The sequence below is a fragment of the Pseudarthrobacter sp. PH31-O2 genome (assembly GCF_030063265.1).
Lineage (GTDB): Bacteria > Actinomycetota > Actinomycetes > Actinomycetales > Micrococcaceae > Arthrobacter.
The window spans coordinates 156,705-176,138 of record NZ_JASIST010000004.1 but is presented as its reverse complement, the minus strand read 5'-3'; the positions used below and the strand labels follow the sequence as shown (position 1 = coordinate 176,138).

Annotated in this window: 15 protein-coding genes, 2 tRNA genes and 1 pseudogene; 6 read left to right on the top strand and 12 right to left on the bottom strand. The window is 64.8% G+C overall.

Annotated features, from left to right (window positions below):
• Positions 1–39 precede the first annotated feature (39 nt).
• Together QMG72_RS08445 and QMG72_RS08440 are read left to right on the top strand one after the other, a co-directional pair.
• The gene (locus QMG72_RS08445; RefSeq protein ID WP_283480311.1) at positions 40–417 is read left to right on the top strand and encodes an ArsR/SmtB family transcription factor; all 378 of its coding nucleotides are present in this window, start codon (positions 40–42) and stop codon (positions 415–417) included.
• Complete coding sequence (locus QMG72_RS08440) at positions 414–2,075, top strand: SulP family inorganic anion transporter (RefSeq protein ID WP_226774801.1); 1,662 nt, start codon at positions 414–416, stop codon at positions 2,073–2,075. The genes QMG72_RS08445 and QMG72_RS08440 overlap by 4 nt, the downstream gene beginning before the upstream one ends.
• Here the strand turns inward: QMG72_RS08440 and QMG72_RS08435 are convergent.
• The 4 genes from QMG72_RS08435 to QMG72_RS08420 all read right to left on the bottom strand — a co-directional run bounded on the left by QMG72_RS08435 (position 2,065) and on the right by QMG72_RS08420 (position 6,075).
• Positions 2,065–2,289, bottom strand: a complete 225-nt coding sequence (locus QMG72_RS08435) for a DUF3188 domain-containing protein (RefSeq protein WP_226774802.1) — start codon at positions 2,287–2,289, stop codon at positions 2,065–2,067. The two genes, QMG72_RS08440 and QMG72_RS08435, sit on opposite strands and share 11 nt — an antisense overlap.
• A gap of 135 nt (positions 2,290–2,424) precedes the next feature.
• Positions 2,425–3,288, bottom strand: coding sequence for an HpcH/HpaI aldolase/citrate lyase family protein (locus tag QMG72_RS08430; protein ID WP_226774803.1), 864 nt, complete (start codon positions 3,286–3,288; stop codon positions 2,425–2,427).
• Positions 3,289–3,391: 103 nt separating this feature from the next.
• Positions 3,392–4,372 (bottom strand): aldo/keto reductase, encoded by a 981-nt coding sequence (locus QMG72_RS08425; protein ID WP_226774804.1) that lies wholly within the window; start codon positions 4,370–4,372, stop codon positions 3,392–3,394.
• Positions 4,369–6,075, bottom strand: a complete 1,707-nt coding sequence (locus QMG72_RS08420) for a glycoside hydrolase family 13 protein (RefSeq protein WP_226774805.1) — start codon at positions 6,073–6,075, stop codon at positions 4,369–4,371. Before QMG72_RS08420 ends, QMG72_RS08425 begins: the two co-directional genes overlap by 4 nt.
• 102 nt (positions 6,076–6,177) lie before the next feature.
• Between QMG72_RS08420 and QMG72_RS08415 the strand changes: the two genes are divergently transcribed.
• The gene (locus QMG72_RS08415; RefSeq protein ID WP_283480254.1) at positions 6,178–7,368 is read left to right on the top strand and encodes an ROK family protein; all 1,191 of its coding nucleotides are present in this window, start codon (positions 6,178–6,180) and stop codon (positions 7,366–7,368) included.
• A gap of 198 nt (positions 7,369–7,566) precedes the next feature.
• Positions 7,567–10,542 carry an FG-GAP-like repeat-containing protein gene (locus QMG72_RS08410; RefSeq protein ID WP_283480253.1) on the top strand — a complete coding sequence of 992 codons (2,976 nt, stop codon included), beginning with the start codon at positions 7,567–7,569 and terminating at the stop codon, positions 10,540–10,542.
• A 169-nt stretch (positions 10,543–10,711) separates the two neighbouring features.
• On the opposite strand, the gene QMG72_RS08405 is transcribed toward QMG72_RS08410, so the two are convergent.
• The 4 genes and pseudogenes from QMG72_RS08405 to QMG72_RS08390 form a co-directional block, all read right to left on the bottom strand.
• A complete protein-coding gene (locus QMG72_RS08405; protein ID WP_282359783.1) occupies positions 10,712–11,371 on the bottom strand; it encodes an SDR family oxidoreductase in 660 nt (219 codons plus the stop codon).
• A gap of 176 nt (positions 11,372–11,547) precedes the next feature.
• Positions 11,548–11,621: transfer RNA gene (locus tag QMG72_RS08400), tRNA-Met, on the bottom strand.
• A 62-nt stretch (positions 11,622–11,683) separates the two neighbouring features.
• Positions 11,684–11,755 (bottom strand) — tRNA-Thr (locus tag QMG72_RS08395).
• 233 nt (positions 11,756–11,988) lie between these two features.
• Positions 11,989–12,525: pseudogene (locus QMG72_RS08390) on the bottom strand (transposase); the annotation flags it as partial.
• A 5-nt stretch (positions 12,526–12,530) separates the two neighbouring features.
• Between QMG72_RS08390 and QMG72_RS08385 the strand changes: the two are divergent.
• A complete protein-coding gene (locus tag QMG72_RS08385) occupies positions 12,531–12,824 on the top strand; it encodes a hypothetical protein (RefSeq protein WP_283480252.1) in 294 nt (97 codons plus the stop codon).
• Positions 12,825–13,177: 353 nt separating this feature from the next.
• Here QMG72_RS08385 and QMG72_RS08380 read toward each other — a convergent pair whose 3' ends face one another.
• The 3 genes from QMG72_RS08380 to QMG72_RS08370 all read right to left on the bottom strand — a co-directional run bounded on the left by QMG72_RS08380 (position 13,178) and on the right by QMG72_RS08370 (position 16,883).
• A complete protein-coding gene (locus QMG72_RS08380; RefSeq protein WP_226773937.1) occupies positions 13,178–13,633 on the bottom strand; it encodes a nucleoside deaminase in 456 nt (151 codons plus the stop codon).
• Positions 13,634–14,400: 767 nt separating this feature from the next.
• Entirely contained in the window at positions 14,401–15,204 is an 804-nt protein-coding gene (locus QMG72_RS08375; RefSeq protein ID WP_226773938.1) for a creatininase, read from the bottom strand.
• A gap of 140 nt (positions 15,205–15,344) precedes the next feature.
• Positions 15,345–16,883: a purine-cytosine permease family protein gene (locus QMG72_RS08370; protein ID WP_226773939.1), complete on the bottom strand. Its 1,539-nt coding sequence runs from the start codon at positions 16,881–16,883 to the stop codon at positions 15,345–15,347.
• Between the two features lie 108 nt (positions 16,884–16,991).
• Between QMG72_RS08370 and QMG72_RS08365 the strand changes: the two genes are divergently transcribed.
• Positions 16,992–18,539, top strand: a complete 1,548-nt coding sequence (locus tag QMG72_RS08365; RefSeq protein WP_226773940.1) for a PucR family transcriptional regulator — start codon at positions 16,992–16,994, stop codon at positions 18,537–18,539.
• Between the two features lie 24 nt (positions 18,540–18,563).
• Here the strand turns inward: QMG72_RS08365 and QMG72_RS08360 are convergent, their stop codons facing one another.
• Entirely contained in the window at positions 18,564–19,388 is an 825-nt protein-coding gene (locus QMG72_RS08360; protein ID WP_226773941.1) for an IclR family transcriptional regulator, read from the bottom strand.
• Positions 19,389–19,434: the final 46 nt, after the last annotated feature.

The following is a 19,434-nucleotide window of genomic DNA, read 5'->3' as shown; positions in this document are numbered from 1 at the left end:
GCCCGCCGGATCCGCGCCGACAAGAAAGCACAGGCAGTAATGATTTCGCCGGCGCAAACCCCTCTCTACGAGATCAAGGCGAACCTGTTCAAGGCCCTCGCCCACCCGGCGCGGATCCGCGTGCTCGAACTGCTCTCGGCTGCACCGGATAACTCGGCTCCCGTCAGCTACCTGCTGGCCGAGACGGGGCTTGAGGCATCCCACCTGTCCCAGCACCTCGCTACGCTGCGCAGGCATGGGGTGGTGACTTCCACCCGAACCGCCAACGCCGTGACCTACCGGCTGGCCCATCCAACGATCGCCGAGCTCCTGGCCATTGCCCGGGCGTTCCTGCTCGACAGCCTGGCCGGTTCCAACGAACAGCTTAAACTCGCGCAGACACTTCCCAGCGAGCATCTGAAGAGTCCCACTTCATGAGCGCCGCACTGAATCAGCTCAGCAGGTTCCTGCCGTCCCGCCGGGACTATGCGGGGCTGCGTTCGTCCTGGAAGACGGATCTGTTGGCGGGAATCACCGTGGGCATCGTCGCCTTGCCGCTGGCCCTGGCCTTCGGAGTGAGCTCGGGCGTCGGCGCCGAGGCCGGACTCATCACCGCCGTTGTGGCCGGGCTGGTGGCCGCGGTCATGGGCGGCTCCCACGTCCAGGTCTCCGGCCCCACCGGCGCGATGGTTGTGGTGCTGGCCCCGGTTGTTGCCGCCAACGGCGCCGGCAGCATTGCCCTGGTCTCCCTGCTGGCCGGACTGCTGGTGGTGATCCTGGGCCTAAGCGGACTGGGCCGGGCCGTGGCCTTCATCCCGTGGCCGGTGGTCGAGGGGTTCACGCTCGGCATCGCTGCCATTATTTTCCTTCAGCAGGTGCCGCTCGCCACGGGCACGCAGGCAATACCAGGGCACAATACCGTGCTGGCTGCTTTCGAGAGCGCCTCACGGGCCACGGCGCCCACCGTCCTGCAGACGCTGGCCGTCGTCGCCGGCGTCGCCGCCGTGATGCTTCTTCTGCCGAAACTGAACAAGGCGCTGCCCGCAAGCCTGATCGCTGTACTCCTGGCCACCGTCGCCGCTGAAGTACTGCAACTGCAGATTCCGCGGATCGGCGCCCTGCCGCATTCCTTGCCCGCACCCTCGCTCCCGGCGCTGAACCCGGCCGCGCTGGGCTCGTTGCTGATGCCCGCAGTATCCATCGCGATGCTGGCCGCCATCGAATCCCTGCTCTCCGCCCGGGTAGCCGCCGGCATGGTGGGCCCCGACGGCCGGCCCTCCGGGGTATACAGCCCGGACCGAGAGCTGATGGGCCAGGGACTCGCCTCTATTGCGGCCGCGTTCTTCGGCGGCATGCCTGCCACGGGCGCCATCGCCCGGACCGCTGTCAACGTCCGCTCGGGAGCCAAAACGAGGCTCTCCGCGATCGTGCACGCCTTGGTGCTCCTGGCCATCATCTATGCGGCGGCAGCTTTGGTCGGGAAGATCCCGCTGGCGGTCCTGGCCGGGATCCTGATGGTGACGGCCAGCCGGATGGTGTCACGGCACACGGTCACCGCCATCCTGCGCTCCACCCGCGCCGACGCTTTTGTGTTCGTCCTGACAGCCGTTATTACAGTGGCCTTCGACCTCATTGTGGCCATCGAGATCGGCCTGGTCGCCGCCGCCCTCTTCACACTGCGGAAATTCGCCTCGCTCAGCGGGGTGAAGCGCGAGCAGATTCCGGCACCCCCAGAGGACGGGGACGAGCACATCGCCATCTTCAGGCTGGACGGGGCCATGTTCTTCGGCGCTGCGGAACGGGTCCTGCAGGAAATCAGCCAGGTCAAGGACATCCAGGTGGCCATCATCCGGCTGTCGCAGGTACGGATGCTCGACGCTACAGGGGCTCACACGCTGGTGGAGGTCATCTCCGCACTCGAACTTCGCGGCGTGACTGTCCTCTTGAAGGGCGTCCAGCCCCAACACCTGGAGCTCGTAACAAACGTCGGGGTCATTCGCTCGCTGCGCCACCACAAACACCTGTTCACGTCGCTGCCCGAGGCCGTGGCGCACGCCCGCAGCCACGTCCGACGGAATACCGCCGCTATCGTTTGAGGTTTTTCCGGATCGCCTGGCCGCGGACCACAATGCCGGCAAGATGCAGGATCAGGCCCAATCCGATCACGGCAAGGGAGGAGACCGCCAGCGGCTCGTTGCCGGTGCTGTTGCCGATCAGGTTCAGGACTATGCCCACGCCAAGCAGAGCCATGGCACTGAAAACCAGCACCTTGTACGTGGTTGGCGCGGACTCCCAGAATTCTTTCAGCACCGCGCCAGTCTACCGGGCCGGGCGCGGAACCGGGCTCCCGCGGTTGGTGTGCGGGCCGCCCCCGGTTCGGTTTCCCAAAAGACCCCGCGGACCACAGAACGGGGATTGGTCGCGGGGTCTGCTTGGTGCGATTGCCTAGACGGCCGGCTGCACCCCAAAGGCTACCGCGAGCTTCATGATCTTCTCGGCGCGGCCCAGGCGCGGGAGGTCCGAGCCGTCGCGGATGACGCGGCCGCTGGCCTCGAAGTCGGCCATGAAGTCGGTGGCCCAGGCGACATCCGACGGCGTTGGGCTGATGACCTCGTTGATGACGTTGGTCTGATCGACGGCGAGACAGAGCTTGCCAGTCATGCCCATCATCACCGTGATCCCGGTCTGTTCGCGCAGGATCGGGTGGTTGGTGCCGACAGTGGGGCCGTCGATGGGGCCAGGCAGGTTCCCGACCCGGCTTGCCACGACCAGCTTGGCCCGCGGGTAGGCCATCGCCTCAGGGGTGGCCGCCATACCCGTGTCGCGGCGGAAGTCGCCGGAGCCAAACGCGAGGCGGAACGCGCCCTGGGCCTTGGCGATGTTGTTGGCTTCCTCGATGCCCACGGCAGACTCGACGAGCGCGATGACCGGCGTCTTGCCGTCCATCCGGTGGAAGCTTTCGGTGACCTGGTCCGCGGACTCGGTCTTGGCCAGCATCACACCGAGTAGGCCCGGGGTACCCCGGAGACCGGCCAGATCGTCGGCCCAGAACGGGCTGGTAGCGTCGTTCACCCGGACCCAGGCACTGCCGCCGGCAGTCAGCCAGTCCACGACGTGGCCGCGGGCGGCATCCTTCTGGGACGGGTCCACCGCATCCTCGATGTCCAGGATGATGGCGTCCGCGCGGGAAACGGCCGACGGGTCGAAGAGTTCGGGTTTCATAGCGTTGACCAGCAGCCAGGAGCGGGCGATCTCAGCTGGAATGTTGCGTTGAGGCCGGACAGTCCCGGCGGTGGTGGTGGAAGTCATGGGTCTACGCTATCCGTTCGAGGCCGTCCCCAGCCAAGTATTCCGCCTTCGAGACGGACCAATACGAGCAAAGTCACAAGCTACGGGATGTTAATGTCGCCAGTTACGGGATGTTACTGCCGCGGGCCGTCACCCAAAGCCGGTACCACTCGGCCCGGGTCATGCCAGCGGCCACTGCTGCGGCATCAGCACAGGCCCGGATGCGTTCCGGCTTCGCAGTCCCGATCACCGGGGCAATCCCGGCCGGGTGCTTCATCAGCCAGCCCAGCACGATCGATTCCCCGGCGACGCCCTTCCGGGTGGCCAGCCCGGCCACCAGATGGCTGGTTGCTTCCTCCGCCGGCGACGGCGTTGTGGCCGGCGCTCCGGTGTAGAGCCCCCGGGCCAGGGAACCGTAGGCCTGCAGGGCGATGCCGTGCCGGCCGCAGTGTTCCACCGTGCCGTGCGGGAAGCTGTAGTCCGCTCCTTCGGCATGGTTGACCAGCACCGTACTCTCCAGCCAGGCGCGTTGGCGCAGGCTCATCTCCAACTGGTTGGCGATGACCGGGGTTTCGAGCCGGTCCTGCAGGACCTCGATCTGCGCCCCGGACATATTGGATACCGCCACGGCCCGGACCTTGCCTTCGGCCATCAACTGGCCGACGGCGGAGGCCACCTCGGCGGGGTCCATCAGCGGATCGGGGCGGTGCAGCATCAGCACGTCCACGTAGTCTGTCCGGAGCCGGGAGAGGCTTTCATTGACTCTCGTCAGGATCCCGTCCCGGCTCAGGTCGTAGTACGCCTCAAGACCCTGCTCGTTGAGCCGGATGCCGCACTTGGTCTGCAGCCGGATCCGGTTCCGCAGCTCCGGGGTCTGCGCCAGCACCTCGCCGAACACGGCTTCGGACTTGCCGCCACGGTAGATGTCGGCATGATCGAACAAGGTGATGCCAACCTCAAGGGCAGCGTCCACGGCCTGCGCCGCCTCGTCCACGTCGGCGGACGCGTACGGTTCCGGAGACCAACTGCCGCCCAGGCCCATGCAGCCGTAGATCAGCTCTTGGCCGCTACGATTTGCTGCCCCGCTTCCGTCCCGGGAGCTCACCGCAACCAGGCGGTAGTGCTGCCCGGCAGGAGATTCCCCTCGAGCGGCCCGCTGCTGAGCAGGACCGTCCCGGCCGGAAGTTCAACGGGCTCGTGGCCGAAGTTGGTGACGACCTGCCAGCCGCCGAGGCGGCGGAAGTGCAGGACACGGGCGTTGCCGGTTTCGAGCCATTCCAGTTCCTCCGAAGTCTGCAGTTCACGGCGCAGCTTCAAGGCCCGGCGGTAGAACTCAAGGGTGGAACCTTCCACACCGTCCTCGGCTGCGACGGCGTAACGGCTGAACCACGCCGGCTGCGGCAGGTGCGCGCCGCCGTCGCCGAAGCCGAAGGAGGTACCCTCGGCGGTCCAGGGCAGTGGCACGCGGCAGCCGTCGCGGCCGACCTCCACGCCCTTGTTCCGGAAGAAGGTGGGGTCCTGGCGTTCCGAATCGGGGATGTCCCCCACTTCCTGCAGTCCGAGCTCCTCGCCCTGGTACAGGTACGCGGAACCCGGCAGCGCCAGCATCAGCTGTGTGGCGGCGCGGGCGCGGCGCAGTCCCAGCTCGACGTCGAGTTCCCCGGCCGGGGCGCCGGCCAGCAGCCAGCCCTTGCCGTCCTGGCCCTTTGCGTGCTTACCGCCGCCCTGGGGCAGGCCGTAGCGGGTGGCGTGCCGGACGACGTCGTGGTTGGAGAACACCCACGTGGAGGAGGCACCGGATTCGGTGGCTTCGGCGAGGTTGCGGGTGATGATTTCATGGAACTCGTCAGCGTCGAAGTCGGCCTGGAGCAGGTCGAAATTGAACGCCTGGCCCAGGCCCTCGGGGCTGGCGTAGCGGCCGCGGCGGCTGGCATGGACCCAGGCTTCGGCCACGGCGGTGCGGGGAGGGTTGTATTCGTTGAAGACCTCGCGCCATTCGACGTAGATCTCGTGGACCTCGTCGCGGTCCCAGAACGGGTGCGATCCGTCGTCGAAGCCGTCAATTCCACTGTTGGCCTCGCTCAACTCGACCTTGGACAGCAACGGCTCGGTGAGGTCCTTGGTCAGGGCGTGGGCCACGTCGACGCGGAAGCCGTCCACACCGCGGTCGGACCAAAAACGCAGGGTCTTGAGGAAATCGTCGCGGATCTCGCGGTTGGCCCAGTTAAGGTCCGGCTGTTCCTTGGCGAAGATGTGCATGTACCACTGGCCGGGGGTGCCGTCCGGCTCGGTGATGCGTTCCCAGGCCGGCCCGCCGAAGACGGATTCCCAGTCCGACGGCGGGATCTCGCCGTTTTCGCCCGCACCGTCACGAAAGATGTAGCGCTCCCGGGCGTCGGAGCCGCGCGGAGCTGCCAGCGCCTCTTTGAACCATTCGTGCCGGTTGGAGGAATGGTTCGGGACAATGTCCGCGATCAACTTAATGCCGGCGGCGTGCAGCGCCGCAGACATTTCGTCGAAGTCCGCCAGCGTGCCGAGCTTGGGGTCGACGTCGCGGTAGTCGTCGACGTCGTAGCCGCCGTCGGCCAGTGCCGAGGGGTAGAACGGGGAGAGCCAGACGGCGTCGATCCCGAGTTCTTTCAGGTACGGAACCTTGGCCGTGATGCCCTTGATGTCACCCAGGCCGTCGCCGTTGGAGTCCGCAAAGCTGCGCGGGTAGATCTGGTACACGGATGCTTGGCGCCACCAGTTGGGGTCGGCGGCGAGTTCGGAACCGGACAGGGTTGCCAGCGTGGCGGTATTGGACAAGGTGGTTATCCTCCGGGGCTCGAGACGGGTTCTGGTAATTTAGATACAAGCTAAATATATTGCCTGAACAATTATGGGTCCGGATCCGGAAGAGGTCAACATTTGCAGCCGACTGCCGCCGCCACCCCCCAGCTGCTGCGCCGGGTTAACGCAAGGTCCGTGCTCGGCGTCATCCGCGCGACGGAGGTGGCCACGGGGACAGAGCTGATGGCCCGGACCGGGCTGACGCGGGCATCCGTCATTGCCGTCTGCGAAGACCTGATCCGGCGCGGCTGGATCAGCGAAGTGGACGCCCGCGGTGCGGAACAACCCGCAAACCCCCGCAAAGGACGCCCCGCCCGACGCTTCGAGCTCAATTCCCGGGCTGGTTTTGTCCTGGGCCTGGATATCGGCGCAGCCACCACCACCGCGGCCGTCGCGGACCTCCGCGGTACCGTGCTCGGACGTTCCAGCCAGAGTTTTCGGGCCGCCGACATCCCTGCTGAGGAACGGATCGGCATCGTCGACCATGCCTGCCGCCGCGCTCTGGCGGCCGCGGGGACGAGCCCGGAACGGGTACTGGCCGTAGGGGCTGGAATCGCCGCGCCGGTGGACCGCGACGGCAGGGTGCTGGCGAACCAGCAGTTCTGGAGCCTGTTCGACGTCGGTCTCCGCTCCGCGCTGCACGAGCTGCACGGCTGGACGGTTTTGCTGGAAAACGACGCGAACCTTGCCGCGCTCGGTGAACGCTGGCGGGGTTCAGGCGCCGGCGTCGATGACCTGGTGGTGCTGCTGGCCGGGGAACGGTTGGGAGCAGGGGTGCTGGAGTCCGGGCGGCTGCTCCATGGCCGCAGCGGAGCGGCCGGAGAAATGGGCTACCTGGACCTTGTGGAGGGCGTCGGCTCCAGCGACGGCATCGCCAGCCTGGCCCGGCAATGGTCCGCCGCCGAGGGCGGCTCCGGGTCCGGGGTCACGCCCGGGGTCACGGTGGGTGCGCGTCGTGTCTTTCAGGATGCCGCCGCCGGGGATGCTGCGGCGCTGGCCATCCTGGACCGGATTTGTGACCGGATGGCCCGGGTCATTGCCTCCGTGGCGAGCTTTATCAACCCCGAACAGGTGGTGATCGGGGGCGCGGTCGCTGAATCCGCCGGGGTGCTGCTGCCGCGGATCACCGAACTGCTCCCCCGGTTCACGGCCACTCCCCCGCGCGTTACCGTCTCACCCCTCGGCGGCTCGATTGTTAGTGTCGGCGCCGTCCGGCACGCCCTGGACTACGTCGAGGCGAACGCCCTGGAGCTTGAACTAGCGCAATAGCGACCCCGGGCCGAGGAGGGGATTCCCCAGTCCTGGCTCAGGATTAGGCAACGATTCGCTACTTTAGGCGAAATTTTGGTGCAAGTTGCCGTTTCCTGGTCCACGCCGTCCGTAGACTGACCTCGTCTCCCGGTCTCCCGGTCTCCCGGCCGTCTCGCTGAGCGTTCAGTGCGGCGGCAGTCTCATGAAAGTCTCCAATTGAATCTAATACGGAAGACGACTGCGCTGCTGGTGGCGCTAATCGTCACCCTTGCCACGCTGACCGCCGTGCCGCTCCCGACTGCCCTCGCAGAGCCCGCTCCCGTGGCGACGCCAACCGCGGCTGCTTCCCCGGGAGCGGCCACCACGGCCGAGCCGACTGCCGCCCCGAGTCCTGCGTCCAGCACCGCGCCCTCGACTGCGAGCTCCCCCTCGGCGACTGCCGCGCCGGCCCAGACGCCCCGTCCGGCCGCGACAACGACTTCCCCTCCGACGGTCGAGTCGCAGACCGTGACAACTCCGGAACCGTTGTTCACTGAAGTACTCGGCGGCAGCAACCCCACATCCAGCAAGCCGGTCGGGGTCGCTCCGACACCGGGCCTGAAGGGGGCAGCACCGGCAAAGGCAGCGACCGAGGCCTACTCCCTCGCCCGGAGCGGGGACATCAAGGTGAGGCTGGTTATGGTCCAGCTCGCGGACCGGAAAGCGGCGATCCCGGAGGCGGACGCCCGCGCCGCCATCGGCACCAGCAGCACCTACTGGCAGGCCATGTCGAACGGCAGGCTGTCCATGAGCGTCGCCTCGGTCGAAAACAGGTCGAGCCGGGCAACCTCCACGCAGAGCTATTCATCAATGATGAACACGATTGTCGGTGAAATCGGGTGGGCCCCCAGTGACTACACGGCGCTCGTCGTCTTCGTTTCCACCCCCACCCTCTCCGACGGAGCCTATGGCGCGGGCTGGAGCTACAGCGGGACGAGCGGACGCGTCATCATGCCGGTCCCCGCCGCCCTGACCAGAAGCGTGCTGACCCACGAATTCGGCCACGTACTGGGGCTGATGCATGCCAACCGGCTTCGGTGCGCGGACGGGGCAGTGGACACTGCCAGCAACGCCGATGGTTCGTTCGCCAACGGCACATGCAGCATTGAGGAGTACAAGGACAACCTTGACCTGATGGGTGTGTCCCAGACCAGCCAGCCGGTGGTGAGCTCCCCCATCTACGAATATGGCGGATTCGGCTCCGGCAACGAGGTCAGAAACCTCGGGAAGGTGGAGGGCAAAAATTCCTACACATTGAGGGCCTGGGGAAGTGCGGACGACCAGCGCTCCCTCAAGTTCACCGACCCCGTCAGCGGCGAGACCTACTTTCTGGAACTTCGTCTTCCGATTGGGAACGACTCGGCAACTGCAGTCAGCGGCAACCGCGGGGTCAAGGTTGTGCAGAGCTACGGTGCAGGCTCCATCGCCCTGCAACCCAATACCACGACGTTCAGCGGCTATTACAGCTATAACCAGGCCTGGCAGGCGGGCCAGACTTTCACCACCCATGCTGGGACTAAGGTAACTTTCGACTGGGTCTCCGACTCCGCCGCCGGAGTCACGATCGATGCGCTCCCGCCGGCAAAGGCTGTCCTTGTTACGCCGGGCGATTTCAACGGCGACGGGGTGGCGGACCTCATCCAGCGCAAGACCAACGGGGAGCTGTGGTTCTACCAAGGCGACGGCACAGGAAAATTCCCCGCCGGCCGGAGGATCGGTACGGGTTGGGACATCTACGACACCGTGCTTGGCACCGGAGACTTCAACGCTGACGGCAAGAATGACCTGGTGGCCAGGAAATACGACGGATCCCTGTGGTTCTACCCGGGGACCGGAGTGGTTTCCGGCAGCAGCGAGGGATATTCAGCCAGCGTCAAGATCGGCAACTTCGGCTGGGACGCCTTTGACGCGCTACTGGGCGTCCGGGACTTCGACGGGGACGGTAAAGCAGATATTCTGGCACGCCGGCCCGACGGAGTTCTGGTTCTCTATCCAGGCACTGGCACCGGTCGGCCCGGGGCGGCCCGGGAGATCGACTTTGGTTGGCAGATCTTTGATCGGCTCATCGCGATCCAGGATTTCAACGGCGACGGAACAAACGATCTGGCTGCACGCCGCCCGGACGGTACCCTGTGGCTGTACTCCAATACGGGGCAGGCAAAGCTCGTCAACGCCAAGAAGATCGGGACCGGGTGGGGCATATATGACAGCATCGCAGGTCCCGGCGATGCAAACATGGACGGCATGGCGGACATCGTGGCAAGCCAGGCAGACCGCAGCGTCTTCTTCTACGCAGGAACAGCAGGACGGGACCAGGGCTACTCCGGTGCCCGCAGGATAGGTGACTTCGGCTGGGACGCTTTCAACTACCTTGCCGCCACGAAGGACCTCAACGGCGATGGCATTGCAGACCTGCTGGCGCGCATGCCCGACGGCAGCCTTTGGTTTTATCCGGGGTCAGGCAGCGGTGACTACCGGGCGCCCACAAAAATCGGCAAGTTCGGCTGGGAAGTCTTTGATTCACTCGTGAGCGTCGGGGACTTCAACGGCGACGGAAAAAACGACCTCGTCGCCCGCATGCCGAACGGTACCCTGTGGCTGTATGCGGGCTCCGGGCGGGTAGACGGCACAAGCTCAGCGTTCTCCGGCGTCCAGAAAATTGGTGAGTTCGGCTGGGATTCCTTTACCTCATTGACCGGCACCGGCGACCTCACCGGCGACGGGAAAAGCGACATTCTGGCCCGCAAAGCCGACGGCTCACTGTGGCTCTACGCAGGCTCCGGCAGGGTGAATTCCACCAATAACGGCTACCTTAGCGGCCGGAAGATCGGCAACTTCGGCTGGGAGGTATTTGACCAATTGCTTGGCGTCGGTGACTTCAACGCCGACGGCAAGAACGACGTCGTTGCCCGGACTGCCGACGGAGGCTTGTGGCTCTACGCCGGGGATGGTACTGGCAGATTGCCGACGTCCCGGCGGATCGGAACCGGGTGGGATGTCTTCGACACAGTGCTCGGTGCGGGTAACCTGAACCGGGACAATTTCGCTGACCTCGTCGCCCGGCGCCCCGACGGTTCGCTGTGGGCCTACTCCGGAACGGGTATGCAGCCCAACGAGGGATATCTTGGCCGGGCATTTGCGGCAGCGTTCTAGGCCGCCAGGCTATTCGCTGCAGGCGGTGAAAAGCCAGTAGCTCAAGAAGGGCCCGACCCTTTGAACTGCTCCCCGAAAGTTGGACTGAAAATTCAGTCCTGACATACGGGGAGCAGTTTTATGTTTAAGGGCAGTTCGTTGCCTGAGGGACAGCGCGGGGCCCGCCGGCTCAGCTCAAAGTCGCCAGCGCGGACGCGATCGGTACGGCCCCGTCGCGGAACTCAATCGTGCGGTGGATGGTCGCCGGCAGAGCCAGCACCGCGGCAGCAACAAGGGCCACGTTGTCCCGCGCAGTGGAGTTGCCGTCGGAAGTGTCGGACGGGTTGACCTCGATCTTCCCGTCGGCCCCGCCGTCCGTGAGGGACCCCGGTCCCAGGATGGTCCAGTCCAAGCTGGTGCCGCGCAGGTACGAATCCGCGGCGGCCTTGGATTCGGCGTAGGCGTAGAAGCTATTGTCTTCGGGGACGCCGTGGTCTTCACCCGCCCCCATGTAGGAGACCATAACGTAGCGGCTGACACCTGCCTGGGCTGCCGCGTCCATCGACCGGATGGCGGCGTCCCTGTCGACGGCGTACGTGCGGGCCGCTGCGCCGCCACCGGCTCCGGCGGACCACACGACGGCGTCATGGCCGCGCAGTGCCTCCGCCATCAGATCGGTCGGGGCGCTCTCCACGTCCAGCACGGCCGGCGTGGCGCCGGTGCCGGCGACTTCCTCCTTCTGCCCTTCCTTCCGGATCACAGAAGTGACCTCATGCCCTTGCCCCGTCAGGATGCGGGACAGTTCCAGAGCCACTTTTCCGTGGCCGCCAATGATTGCGATTCGCGTCATAAGATCATTCTCTCCTACAGACCGTGGCCCTGGCCATGTTGTGGAATCACCCCTGGCTGGCTAGACCCACGATGATCATCCCTGGCGGGCTAGACCCACGATGGGAGCCGGCAGCGCAGGGGCGACGGGGTTTAAAACAAAAAGACCCTGCGGCCTTGGCCTGCAGGGTCATTCTGTAGCGGCGGGGAGGCTCGATCTCCCGACCTCACGATTATGAGTCGTGCGCTCTAACCAACTGAGCTACGCCGCCGGAAATGAGGAAAACCTGTGCTCAGCCGGCCAAAAACCGCCTTGACACAGGCCCTCATTCAGAGCCCCCCACCGGAATCGATCCGGTGACCTCGTTCTTACCAAGAACGCGCTCTACCACTGAGCTAGGGGGGCAACGAGTAAATACTCTACCGGAAGATTCCGTTCCCAACAAATCGGTACCAAAGCGCTCCGGGAAGCGTCAAAAACAGCGCAAATCAGGTGCTTTGGGGTCCCGTTTGCCGGGGTCAGCGGTATCGAACACACCAACGCCGGCCAAGACCCGCCAGCACACGGGCCGTGATTCAGGCCCCGTACTTGACCGATAACGACCACCACCAACTGCAAGGGGATTCTCAATGACAAAGTCAAGCGCCTTGAGTGACCGGTATCGTCCGGTGCTCGAAGCGTTTGCGGTCTCTGAGGAGCGCCCAGATGACGTTTATGCGGCGTCGGGCCAGGGCGAGGATGGCTTGCTTGTGGTTCTTCCCTTCAGCGCGTTTCCGGGTGTAGTAGGCCCGCGAGGTCGGACAGTGAACGGACGCGGTATGGGCGGAGAGGTGGCAGGCGCGCAGCAGTCGTCGGTCGTAGCGTCTGGGTCGGTGGTGGTTGCCGCTGACCCGGCCGGAGTCACGCGGGACCGGGGCTACCCCAGCGACGCCGGCGAGTCGGTTGGGGTTCTCGTATTGGTCCATGCTTCCGCCGGTCGCGGCGAGGAATTCGGCGGCGAGCTGCACACCAAACCCAGGGACGCTCAGCAGGATTTCGGCGTATTCATGCTCTCGCAACCGGACCTCTATCTGGGCCTCGACCTCCTCCATCTCTTCGCGCAGGCGCAGGATCTGAGCCGCGATCTTAGCCACCAGCATCGCGGCCGCTGTCTGCCCGGTCACGGCGGTGTGTTGGCGGCATGGAGGGCCCCGGCCGCGAGATCGAGCCCGTCACCGGTAACGACAGCAGCCGGCTCAAAGACCAGGGCCTGAAAGCAAAGAAGACATCGGCCCCTGACTACGGCACAGCGGAACGCCAAGAAGCCTTCGCGGCATCCCTGGCAAGCGCCATGGCCAACCAAACGCAAGTAGGAGGAGGCGCCGCAGAACGCAACGAGGGCACCCACCCCAGCGCGTCCCTCGCCATGGGCAAAGGCGCAGCCAAAGCCAAGAAAGTCCGCACAGACGGCGCAGTGGGATCCGAGCGAAACTAAAGCGGCCCAGCTCCGTAAAACAAAAGGGTGATTGTGTCAACCTTGTCGGACCCCACCAGGACGGTGTGGATTTTAACGATCGACAATCTCCATATGAAGCTACCGAGGTGAGCCGGACGGGTACCGGCCACCCAGCCATGGGCGGACAAGTCGATCGAAGGGCCTGCGCTCCGTAGCCTCCGGGCTGGAAGGGCACCGTTGACGCTCAGCCTCGAACTGCTCCGGGACAGAAACCCGGCGGGAAAATACCGCCCGCACTGCGCACAGAAGCAGGCCCGGTCCCGGCCTCAGCGAACACGCCCTGGCGCTGGCCGTATCTGAACCATTTCACCGGTGCCCACTTTGTGCGTGGGCTATTCGGCGATGTCCTCAGCCCATAGTTCAGGGTGCTCGTCCTGGAAGGTGCGCATCATCTCGACGCATCGGGAATCATTCAATAGCACCACGTCGACGCCACGTGAGCGCAGAAGTTCGAATTCGCCGGGGAAAGTCATGGCCTCGCCCACCACTACGCGCGGAATCTTGAACTGGATGATGGTCCCGGTACACATCGCACACGGTGCCAAAGTGGTGTAGAGGGTCGTGTCACGGTAGCTTTTCTGGCGTCCGGCAGCCCGCAGCGCCGACATCTCGCCGTGGGCGATTGGATCACCATGCTGGACGCGCTCGTTGTGGCCGGTGGCAATCACTTCGCCGCCGCGGGCCAAGGCAGCGCCGATCGGGATGCCGCCCTCTCGGAGACTCTTTTGGGCGGCCTCGTAGGCAGCTTCGAAGACCGGGCCAGTGACGGTTCGTTCATTTTCGGACATGAGTGCAGTCTAAATCGCCCACGACGAAAAATTGTTGGCGCCGCTGAAACGGTTTGGCCAGTCGTTCCGTAAGGCTCACATAGGAACGAGTGCCGCGACGAGCACCAGGGCCACACCAAGCGCACTTGCGACTCCTGCAAATACGAGTCTCCCCCGGCGACCGGTTAGGTCACCTCTTGGGCCATTTCGTAGTTCCAGCGTGAGCATGAGGGCTGAAGCAGGGACAAGCACCAGGCCTGTAACCATAAACGTTGCCTGGATCGTAGTCATTGGCTATCTGCCTTCAGCACCTAAGCGGATGTTAGCTGCGACTCTATATCTGGGACGGGTCGTTTGTGTTAACAAAGGACTTCAAGGATCCACCGCAGGAAGCTGACCACACAGCCGATTGACCGAATAGGACCTAGATCTCCGCTCCGGTTCGCCTATGGAAAGTTTTTCCTCTGGACGCAGTGTGGCCGGGGTATACCCAAGGCCGGTGTCGGGTAATTCGGGAACAGCCCTGCAGCGGCGTGGATGCAGCATCGTCGCTGCCTGGTCGAAACCTGGCCGGCTGTTTAACGCCCCCCTGACTCCCCGTCGGTGTACAGGTCATCCCGGCGGAATTTGGCGGCCAGCAGATCCTCGACGTGCCTGCCTCTATCCTGGCATTTTGGTCAACACCCTCGCTTAGCCGATGTGCGCAGAACCCTGACCCGAAGGCGCCGCGGGAAAGTCTCCCCGCGGCGCCTTCGTTGAACCGTGTTGGCCTGTGGAATCGCTGCCCACTAGGCCGGAACAACCGCAGGCGCGGGTTCATGGAGCAGTTCACTTCCCAGATCGACGGCCAGATCCCGGACAACCTGTCCGTACAGCAGGCCGCCCTTGGCTGCGCTGGAGCCAGCAGCGGAGGAGAGGCAGCCGGTGGCGGGTGTCCGTTCCGGAACCACCGGGAGCCTGTCGAAGCGCGGGAGGACCGCAGCGGGACCGTCGACCAGGCGGTCCATGGCTACCCGAGCCGGTTCGAGGTGGAGCATGAGCGAGGTTTCCAGGACCCCGCCGTGCTCGATGTCCCAGCCCGGGAAGCCATCGGGGTAGACCTGCCCGAGTGTGTCATCGCTGACGAAGTCCCAGTACGACAGAAGCAGCGCGCTTTGCTCTGCCCCGGGCTTGATCCTCAGCTCGTCCAAGGCGAGGTCGATGCCCTCGTACAGGAACTGATAATTCTCGAAGTGGCCGTTGATGAAGACCACGTGCCGGACGCCTTGGTTGAGGAAGGACTTGACCAGGTTGCGCGCCACGCCGATAAGGGTTGCGCCATCCAGGCTCGTTGTACCGGCGAGGTGGTTGCCGCCGCCGGACTTCTGCTGCGACTTGTACCCGTAAGCGATGGGCTGGGCAACCAGTCCACCCAGCCGCCTGGCTGCACCCTCCGCGAAGTGGGAGGCGAGGATGGTGTCCGTTCCCAGCGGAAGGTGGGGGCCGTGCTGTTCCAGGGACCCGACGGGAATGAGGACGATCGCGTCCCCGGATGCCAAAGCTTCGCGATAGGCAAAGGCATCCAGGTCTTCCAGTAATACTGACTTGTCCATGCTGGTGGTGCTCCTCGTTTGGTGCCGTGTGCGAGTGGCGGCTGACGCTCTCACCGGGTGTTCGGCGCTGATGATCTTGTGGGCCGCCGGTCCCAAGGGCAATCTTGTGACGTTTTCGGCGCCATCGGGGTGAGCTTTGGTCAGAGACCGGCGGAGGGAGCGGACACAGCGGGAAGGTTGGCCGTCCCGGTGGCGGATGCCTCTGGGGCGGATTTAGTGTTACTGCGGAGGTGCAGGTAGCGCCGGTGGAATCGCGGGCCCATTATGGCGTAGGTTGCGGCGCTGGTCAGGCCGCCGGCGAGCCAGGACAGGTCCCATCCACCGAGGGCGACGGCGATGGGTCCCTGCATGGCCGGCACCAGCCCGTACATGAACAGCCACGTGGCGAAGATGCCGACGATTAGGGCGGCAATGCCGGCCGGGTTCACAGCCGGGAGGCGCTTGGTGCCGACGGCGTCGAACAGCCGTGAGGGGTCGCCGGGCCAGCGCTTGTCAAGCCAGAAATAGTGGACAAGCATGACGCCGCCCCAGGCAGCCACCCAGGCCACGAGACCGATCAGCCAGGCGTCCAGGACAGAGGCGAAGTCCTCCTGGAAGATGAAGAAGACGACTGCGGCAAGGGAGAACACGCCGACGAACAGGTTCAGCTTGCGCCTACTGATGGAGATGTCGAGAGCCTGCGTGGCGACCGAGAAGGTATAGATGTTCAAGATGTTGGTCGCGATCGGGCCGTGCAGCACCATGAGCAGCACCGGCAGGGCCAGCGCGCCGAAGTTGAGCACGATTAGTTTGCCCGGATCTATTTCCCCTGTGTTTGTGGCCAAACTGGCCCCTAGGATTCCGAGCCAGACGACGGGTATAAACTGGCCCAGCACGGAGGCGAGGTAGACCTTGCGCTTAGGCACCGTGGAGCTGACGAAGCGGGAGTAGTCCGCGGCGTAGGTGAACCAAGTGATGCCCCAGCCAATGCCGATGGCCGTCATGACCGCGCTCATCGCGGCGATGCGTTCCGAGCCTTCCAGGATATGGCCGGCAGGTCCGGCGTAGGTCCAGTTGATCTTCATGCCGAACCAGGCGACTGCCGACATCACCGTCAGGATGATGATGGTTGGCGGGACGGTCCATTTCTCGAACGCGGCGATCGCCTTGTAACCGAACCAGGCGATAGCCACCTGTACGGCCATGATGAAGGTGGCGATGCCGATCTTCCAGAGGTAGTTCTTGGCCTCCGGATCCACCCAGCCGAGCGTTCCGAACAGCGCCATGACCAGATCCAGGATGATCCAGGTGTTGACGGCGCACCAGCCGATGACCAAGAGGGCCTGGATAGCCGCGGGCAGGTAGTTCCCCTGCCGGCCGAAGGCGGCCCGGGCCAACACCATACCGGTGGCGCCGGTCTTTTGGCCGAGGAGCACAAAGCATCCGAAGAGCAGCATGCCTATCAGGTTCCCCAGTACAAGGACTGTCACGGTGTCCGCGAAACCCAGCCCCAGCTGGATGCCGAGCGCACCCAGGACCCAGTTGATCGGGGCGAGGTTGGCGCCGGCCCAGATCCAGAACTGACCGGAGACTTTTCGGGTGCGCTGGGATTCGGGAATGGGCTGGAGCCAGGCCTCGTGGTCCACGTGGTCTTCGTTGACCACTGGACTGGCGGGTATCGCTTGGGATTTTTCAGGCATTGGAGCCTCCGTTTGAGTTTTGGGGTTCCTCCAAGAATATGTGGCATACACCACACCTGCCTATATATAATGTGTCAAGTCAATATCTAATTTTAGCGACGGAGTGTCATGCCCATTCGCCTGAGGGAAGTCCTGGACCATCCGATGCTTTCGATCGCTGATCCCATCGTCCGGGCAGCGGCTGGCCCGGCGGAGCGGACCCAGCTCCGTTGGATCCACTCCAGCGAGATCCTGGACATCGCTCCCCTACTTGACGGCGGGGAGCTGCTGCTGACAGGAGGTGAAGCCCTCGCCCAGGCCTCAGAGGATCGGCAAATCATGTACGTCCGCCAATTGGCCGAGCGGGGCGTGGCGGCGCTGGCCATCGAAACCGGCGTCGCCCTTCCCGCGCTGCCCTCCGCCATGGTTGCGGCCGCCGAGGCAGCCGGATTTCCGTTGATCGAGCTCCGCAAAGTGGTGCCGTTTGTCGCTGTCATGCAAGCGATCAACTCGATGCTGGTCAGTGAATCGGTTTCGCAGTTGCGGCGGGCCGACGAGGCCAGCCACGCGATGGCCGTTGAGCTGGCGCACGGCGGCAGTCTGGACCGGATCCTGGCCGTCCTCGCAGGCATCACCCACTCCGAGGTGACCCTGGCGTCCCTGACAGGGGCGCTCCTGGCCAGTGCAACGCCCGTGAACGCTGAGTCCGACGACGTTGCCACCGACTCTTTCCACGCAACGCAGGACCATGCACGGCTGATCCATATCGACGTTCCGGTACGGGGGATCCTAGCCGCGCAGCTGTTGCTCCGGGTGCCGGTAGACGAGGACGAAAATCTTGCGCGCACGGCCGGGAAGCGGTCGGTGGACATCCTCGCCTTGGCGATGCTGCAGCGGAGGTCCCCCGGACTGCGGGAGGTCGCAGGAGCTGCCTTGATCCGCGCAATTGATTCAGGCAGCCAGCCGTGGCGGCTTCAGCAGTTGGCATCGGCAGCAGGAATTCCGGTCTCCGCCCCGCTGGTGGCCCTGGTGGTCCGGTCAGATTCCTCCCAACAGCTGCGTACCTCTGTCGAGCAGCTGCTGGACCGGGCGGCGCACTCCCACGCCACCTACGTCGACAACGCCGAACTTCTCGCAGTGGCCGGCCTGGGCGGCGACGCGCCGGAGCAGAGCCGGCAACGGCTCATTGCCGGGCTCCTGGAGCTTCCGGCCGTAGCCAAGACGCTCGCGGCAGTGGGCCCCCTGGCGGCTGGCATTTCGGCGGCCCCCTGGTCGTTGTCCGAAGCCAAGCTCACGCTGGAACTTGCCGTCTCCCCGGAAAAATCAGGTTCCGAAATCGGTGGCGAGCACCAATCCGTGCTCGACGCGGAGGCATTCGCAGTGGAACGCCTCGCCGTTCAATCCCTGGACCCCTATCAACGACGGAACTTCGTCCGCCACCAGCTGGGTGCGCTCGTGGACTACGATGCGCAACGCAATTCGCGGCTGCTCGACACTCTGGCAACGTGGCTGGATTCCGGGTGCAACACCGCCCAAGCCGCCAGGGAGCTACATCTGGAACGGCAGTCGTTGCACCAGCGGCTGCGGCGGATCTTCGAGCTGTGCGGCGGTGACCCGCGGGCAACGCGTCGGTTGGCGGCATTGCATTTGGCCACCCGGCTGGCGCGGCTTGCCTGACTCCATTCCAACTGGCCCGACGTCCTAGCTTTGCCCGTGCTCCTGGGCCCGGGCCGGCCGTCCGCCGAGCCGGATGGTGACCTGCCGGGCGGCGGCCGCGCAAGCCTCGCCAAGACTTTGCAGCCGCTCGCGGGAAACCCGAAACCGGGGGGCAGGAATGAGGACGGCGGCCACGATGTCTCCACGATGATCATAGACAGGCGCGGCCACGCCGACTTCGTCGATGGAGGATTCCCCGTAGTTGATGGCCCAGCCGCGGGCCTTCACATCTTTAAGTTTGATCTGGTATCCATCGAGGCCGACGTCGTCGAGTCCCGGATACGTTATTGTCCCGCTGCGGAGCAGTGCAGGGACACGCTCGACCGGTTCGGCGGACAGGAAGACCTGCACGGAGGCGCTCATGGCGTCCTGGTACCTGGCGCCCAGCGGTGTGGTGTGCTTGATCTGCTGGTGGCTGGCGATCTGTTCCACACACATCGACTCCGTGCCGTTCCACAGCATCAGCGCACTGGTTTCGCCGGTCTGTTCGGTGAGTTCCTGCAGGACCGGGTAGGCCACGCGCCGTTCTTCCAGCTCGGCCAGAAGCGGCCCGGCGACGGCGATCAGTCCCAGGCCAAGTCGGAAGCGCCGGGTTTCCGGATCCCGTTCCACGAGGTGTTCCTGTTCGAAGGTGGACAGGATCCGGGAAACCGTGCTCTTGTGCAGGCCAACGCGGTTGGCGATCTCAGTGACGCCGAGCAGCGGTTCGTCGGCGGTGAACGTTCGCAGCACGGCGATGGCGTTGACGATGACCGAGGCGCCCTTGGCGTCGCCGTTTCCGTTGGTATCAGGAGATTCTTCTGGACTCATGGTGACTCTCATCATTCCTTACGGAAGCCAAAAGCGGCGCCACTTG

What these genes read in the sequence shown, in the direction of transcription:
- QMG72_RS08445 (WP_283480311.1), top strand. Translation starts at nt 40, where the DNA reads ATGATTTCGCCGGCGCAAACCCCTCTCTACGAGATCAAGGCGAACCTG.
- QMG72_RS08440 (WP_226774801.1), top strand. Translation starts at nt 414, where the DNA reads ATGAGCGCCGCACTGAATCAGCTCAGCAGGTTCCTGCCGTCCCGCCGG.
- QMG72_RS08430 (WP_226774803.1), bottom strand. Translation starts at nt 3,288, where the DNA reads ATGACTTCCACCACCACCGCCGGGACTGTCCGGCCTCAACGCAACATT.
- QMG72_RS08405 (WP_282359783.1), bottom strand. Translation starts at nt 11,371, where the DNA reads ATGACGCGAATCGCAATCATTGGCGGCCACGGAAAAGTGGCTCTGGAA.
- QMG72_RS08385 (WP_283480252.1), top strand. Translation starts at nt 12,531, where the DNA reads ATGGAGGGCCCCGGCCGCGAGATCGAGCCCGTCACCGGTAACGACAGC.
- QMG72_RS08380 (WP_226773937.1), bottom strand. Translation starts at nt 13,633, where the DNA reads ATGTCCGAAAATGAACGAACCGTCACTGGCCCGGTCTTCGAAGCTGCC.
- QMG72_RS08375 (WP_226773938.1), bottom strand. Translation starts at nt 15,204, where the DNA reads ATGGACAAGTCAGTATTACTGGAAGACCTGGATGCCTTTGCCTATCGC.
- QMG72_RS08370 (WP_226773939.1), bottom strand. Translation starts at nt 16,883, where the DNA reads ATGCCTGAAAAATCCCAAGCGATACCCGCCAGTCCAGTGGTCAACGAA.
- QMG72_RS08365 (WP_226773940.1), top strand. Translation starts at nt 16,992, where the DNA reads ATGCCCATTCGCCTGAGGGAAGTCCTGGACCATCCGATGCTTTCGATC.
- QMG72_RS08360 (WP_226773941.1), bottom strand. Translation starts at nt 19,388, where the DNA reads ATGAGTCCAGAAGAATCTCCTGATACCAACGGAAACGGCGACGCCAAG.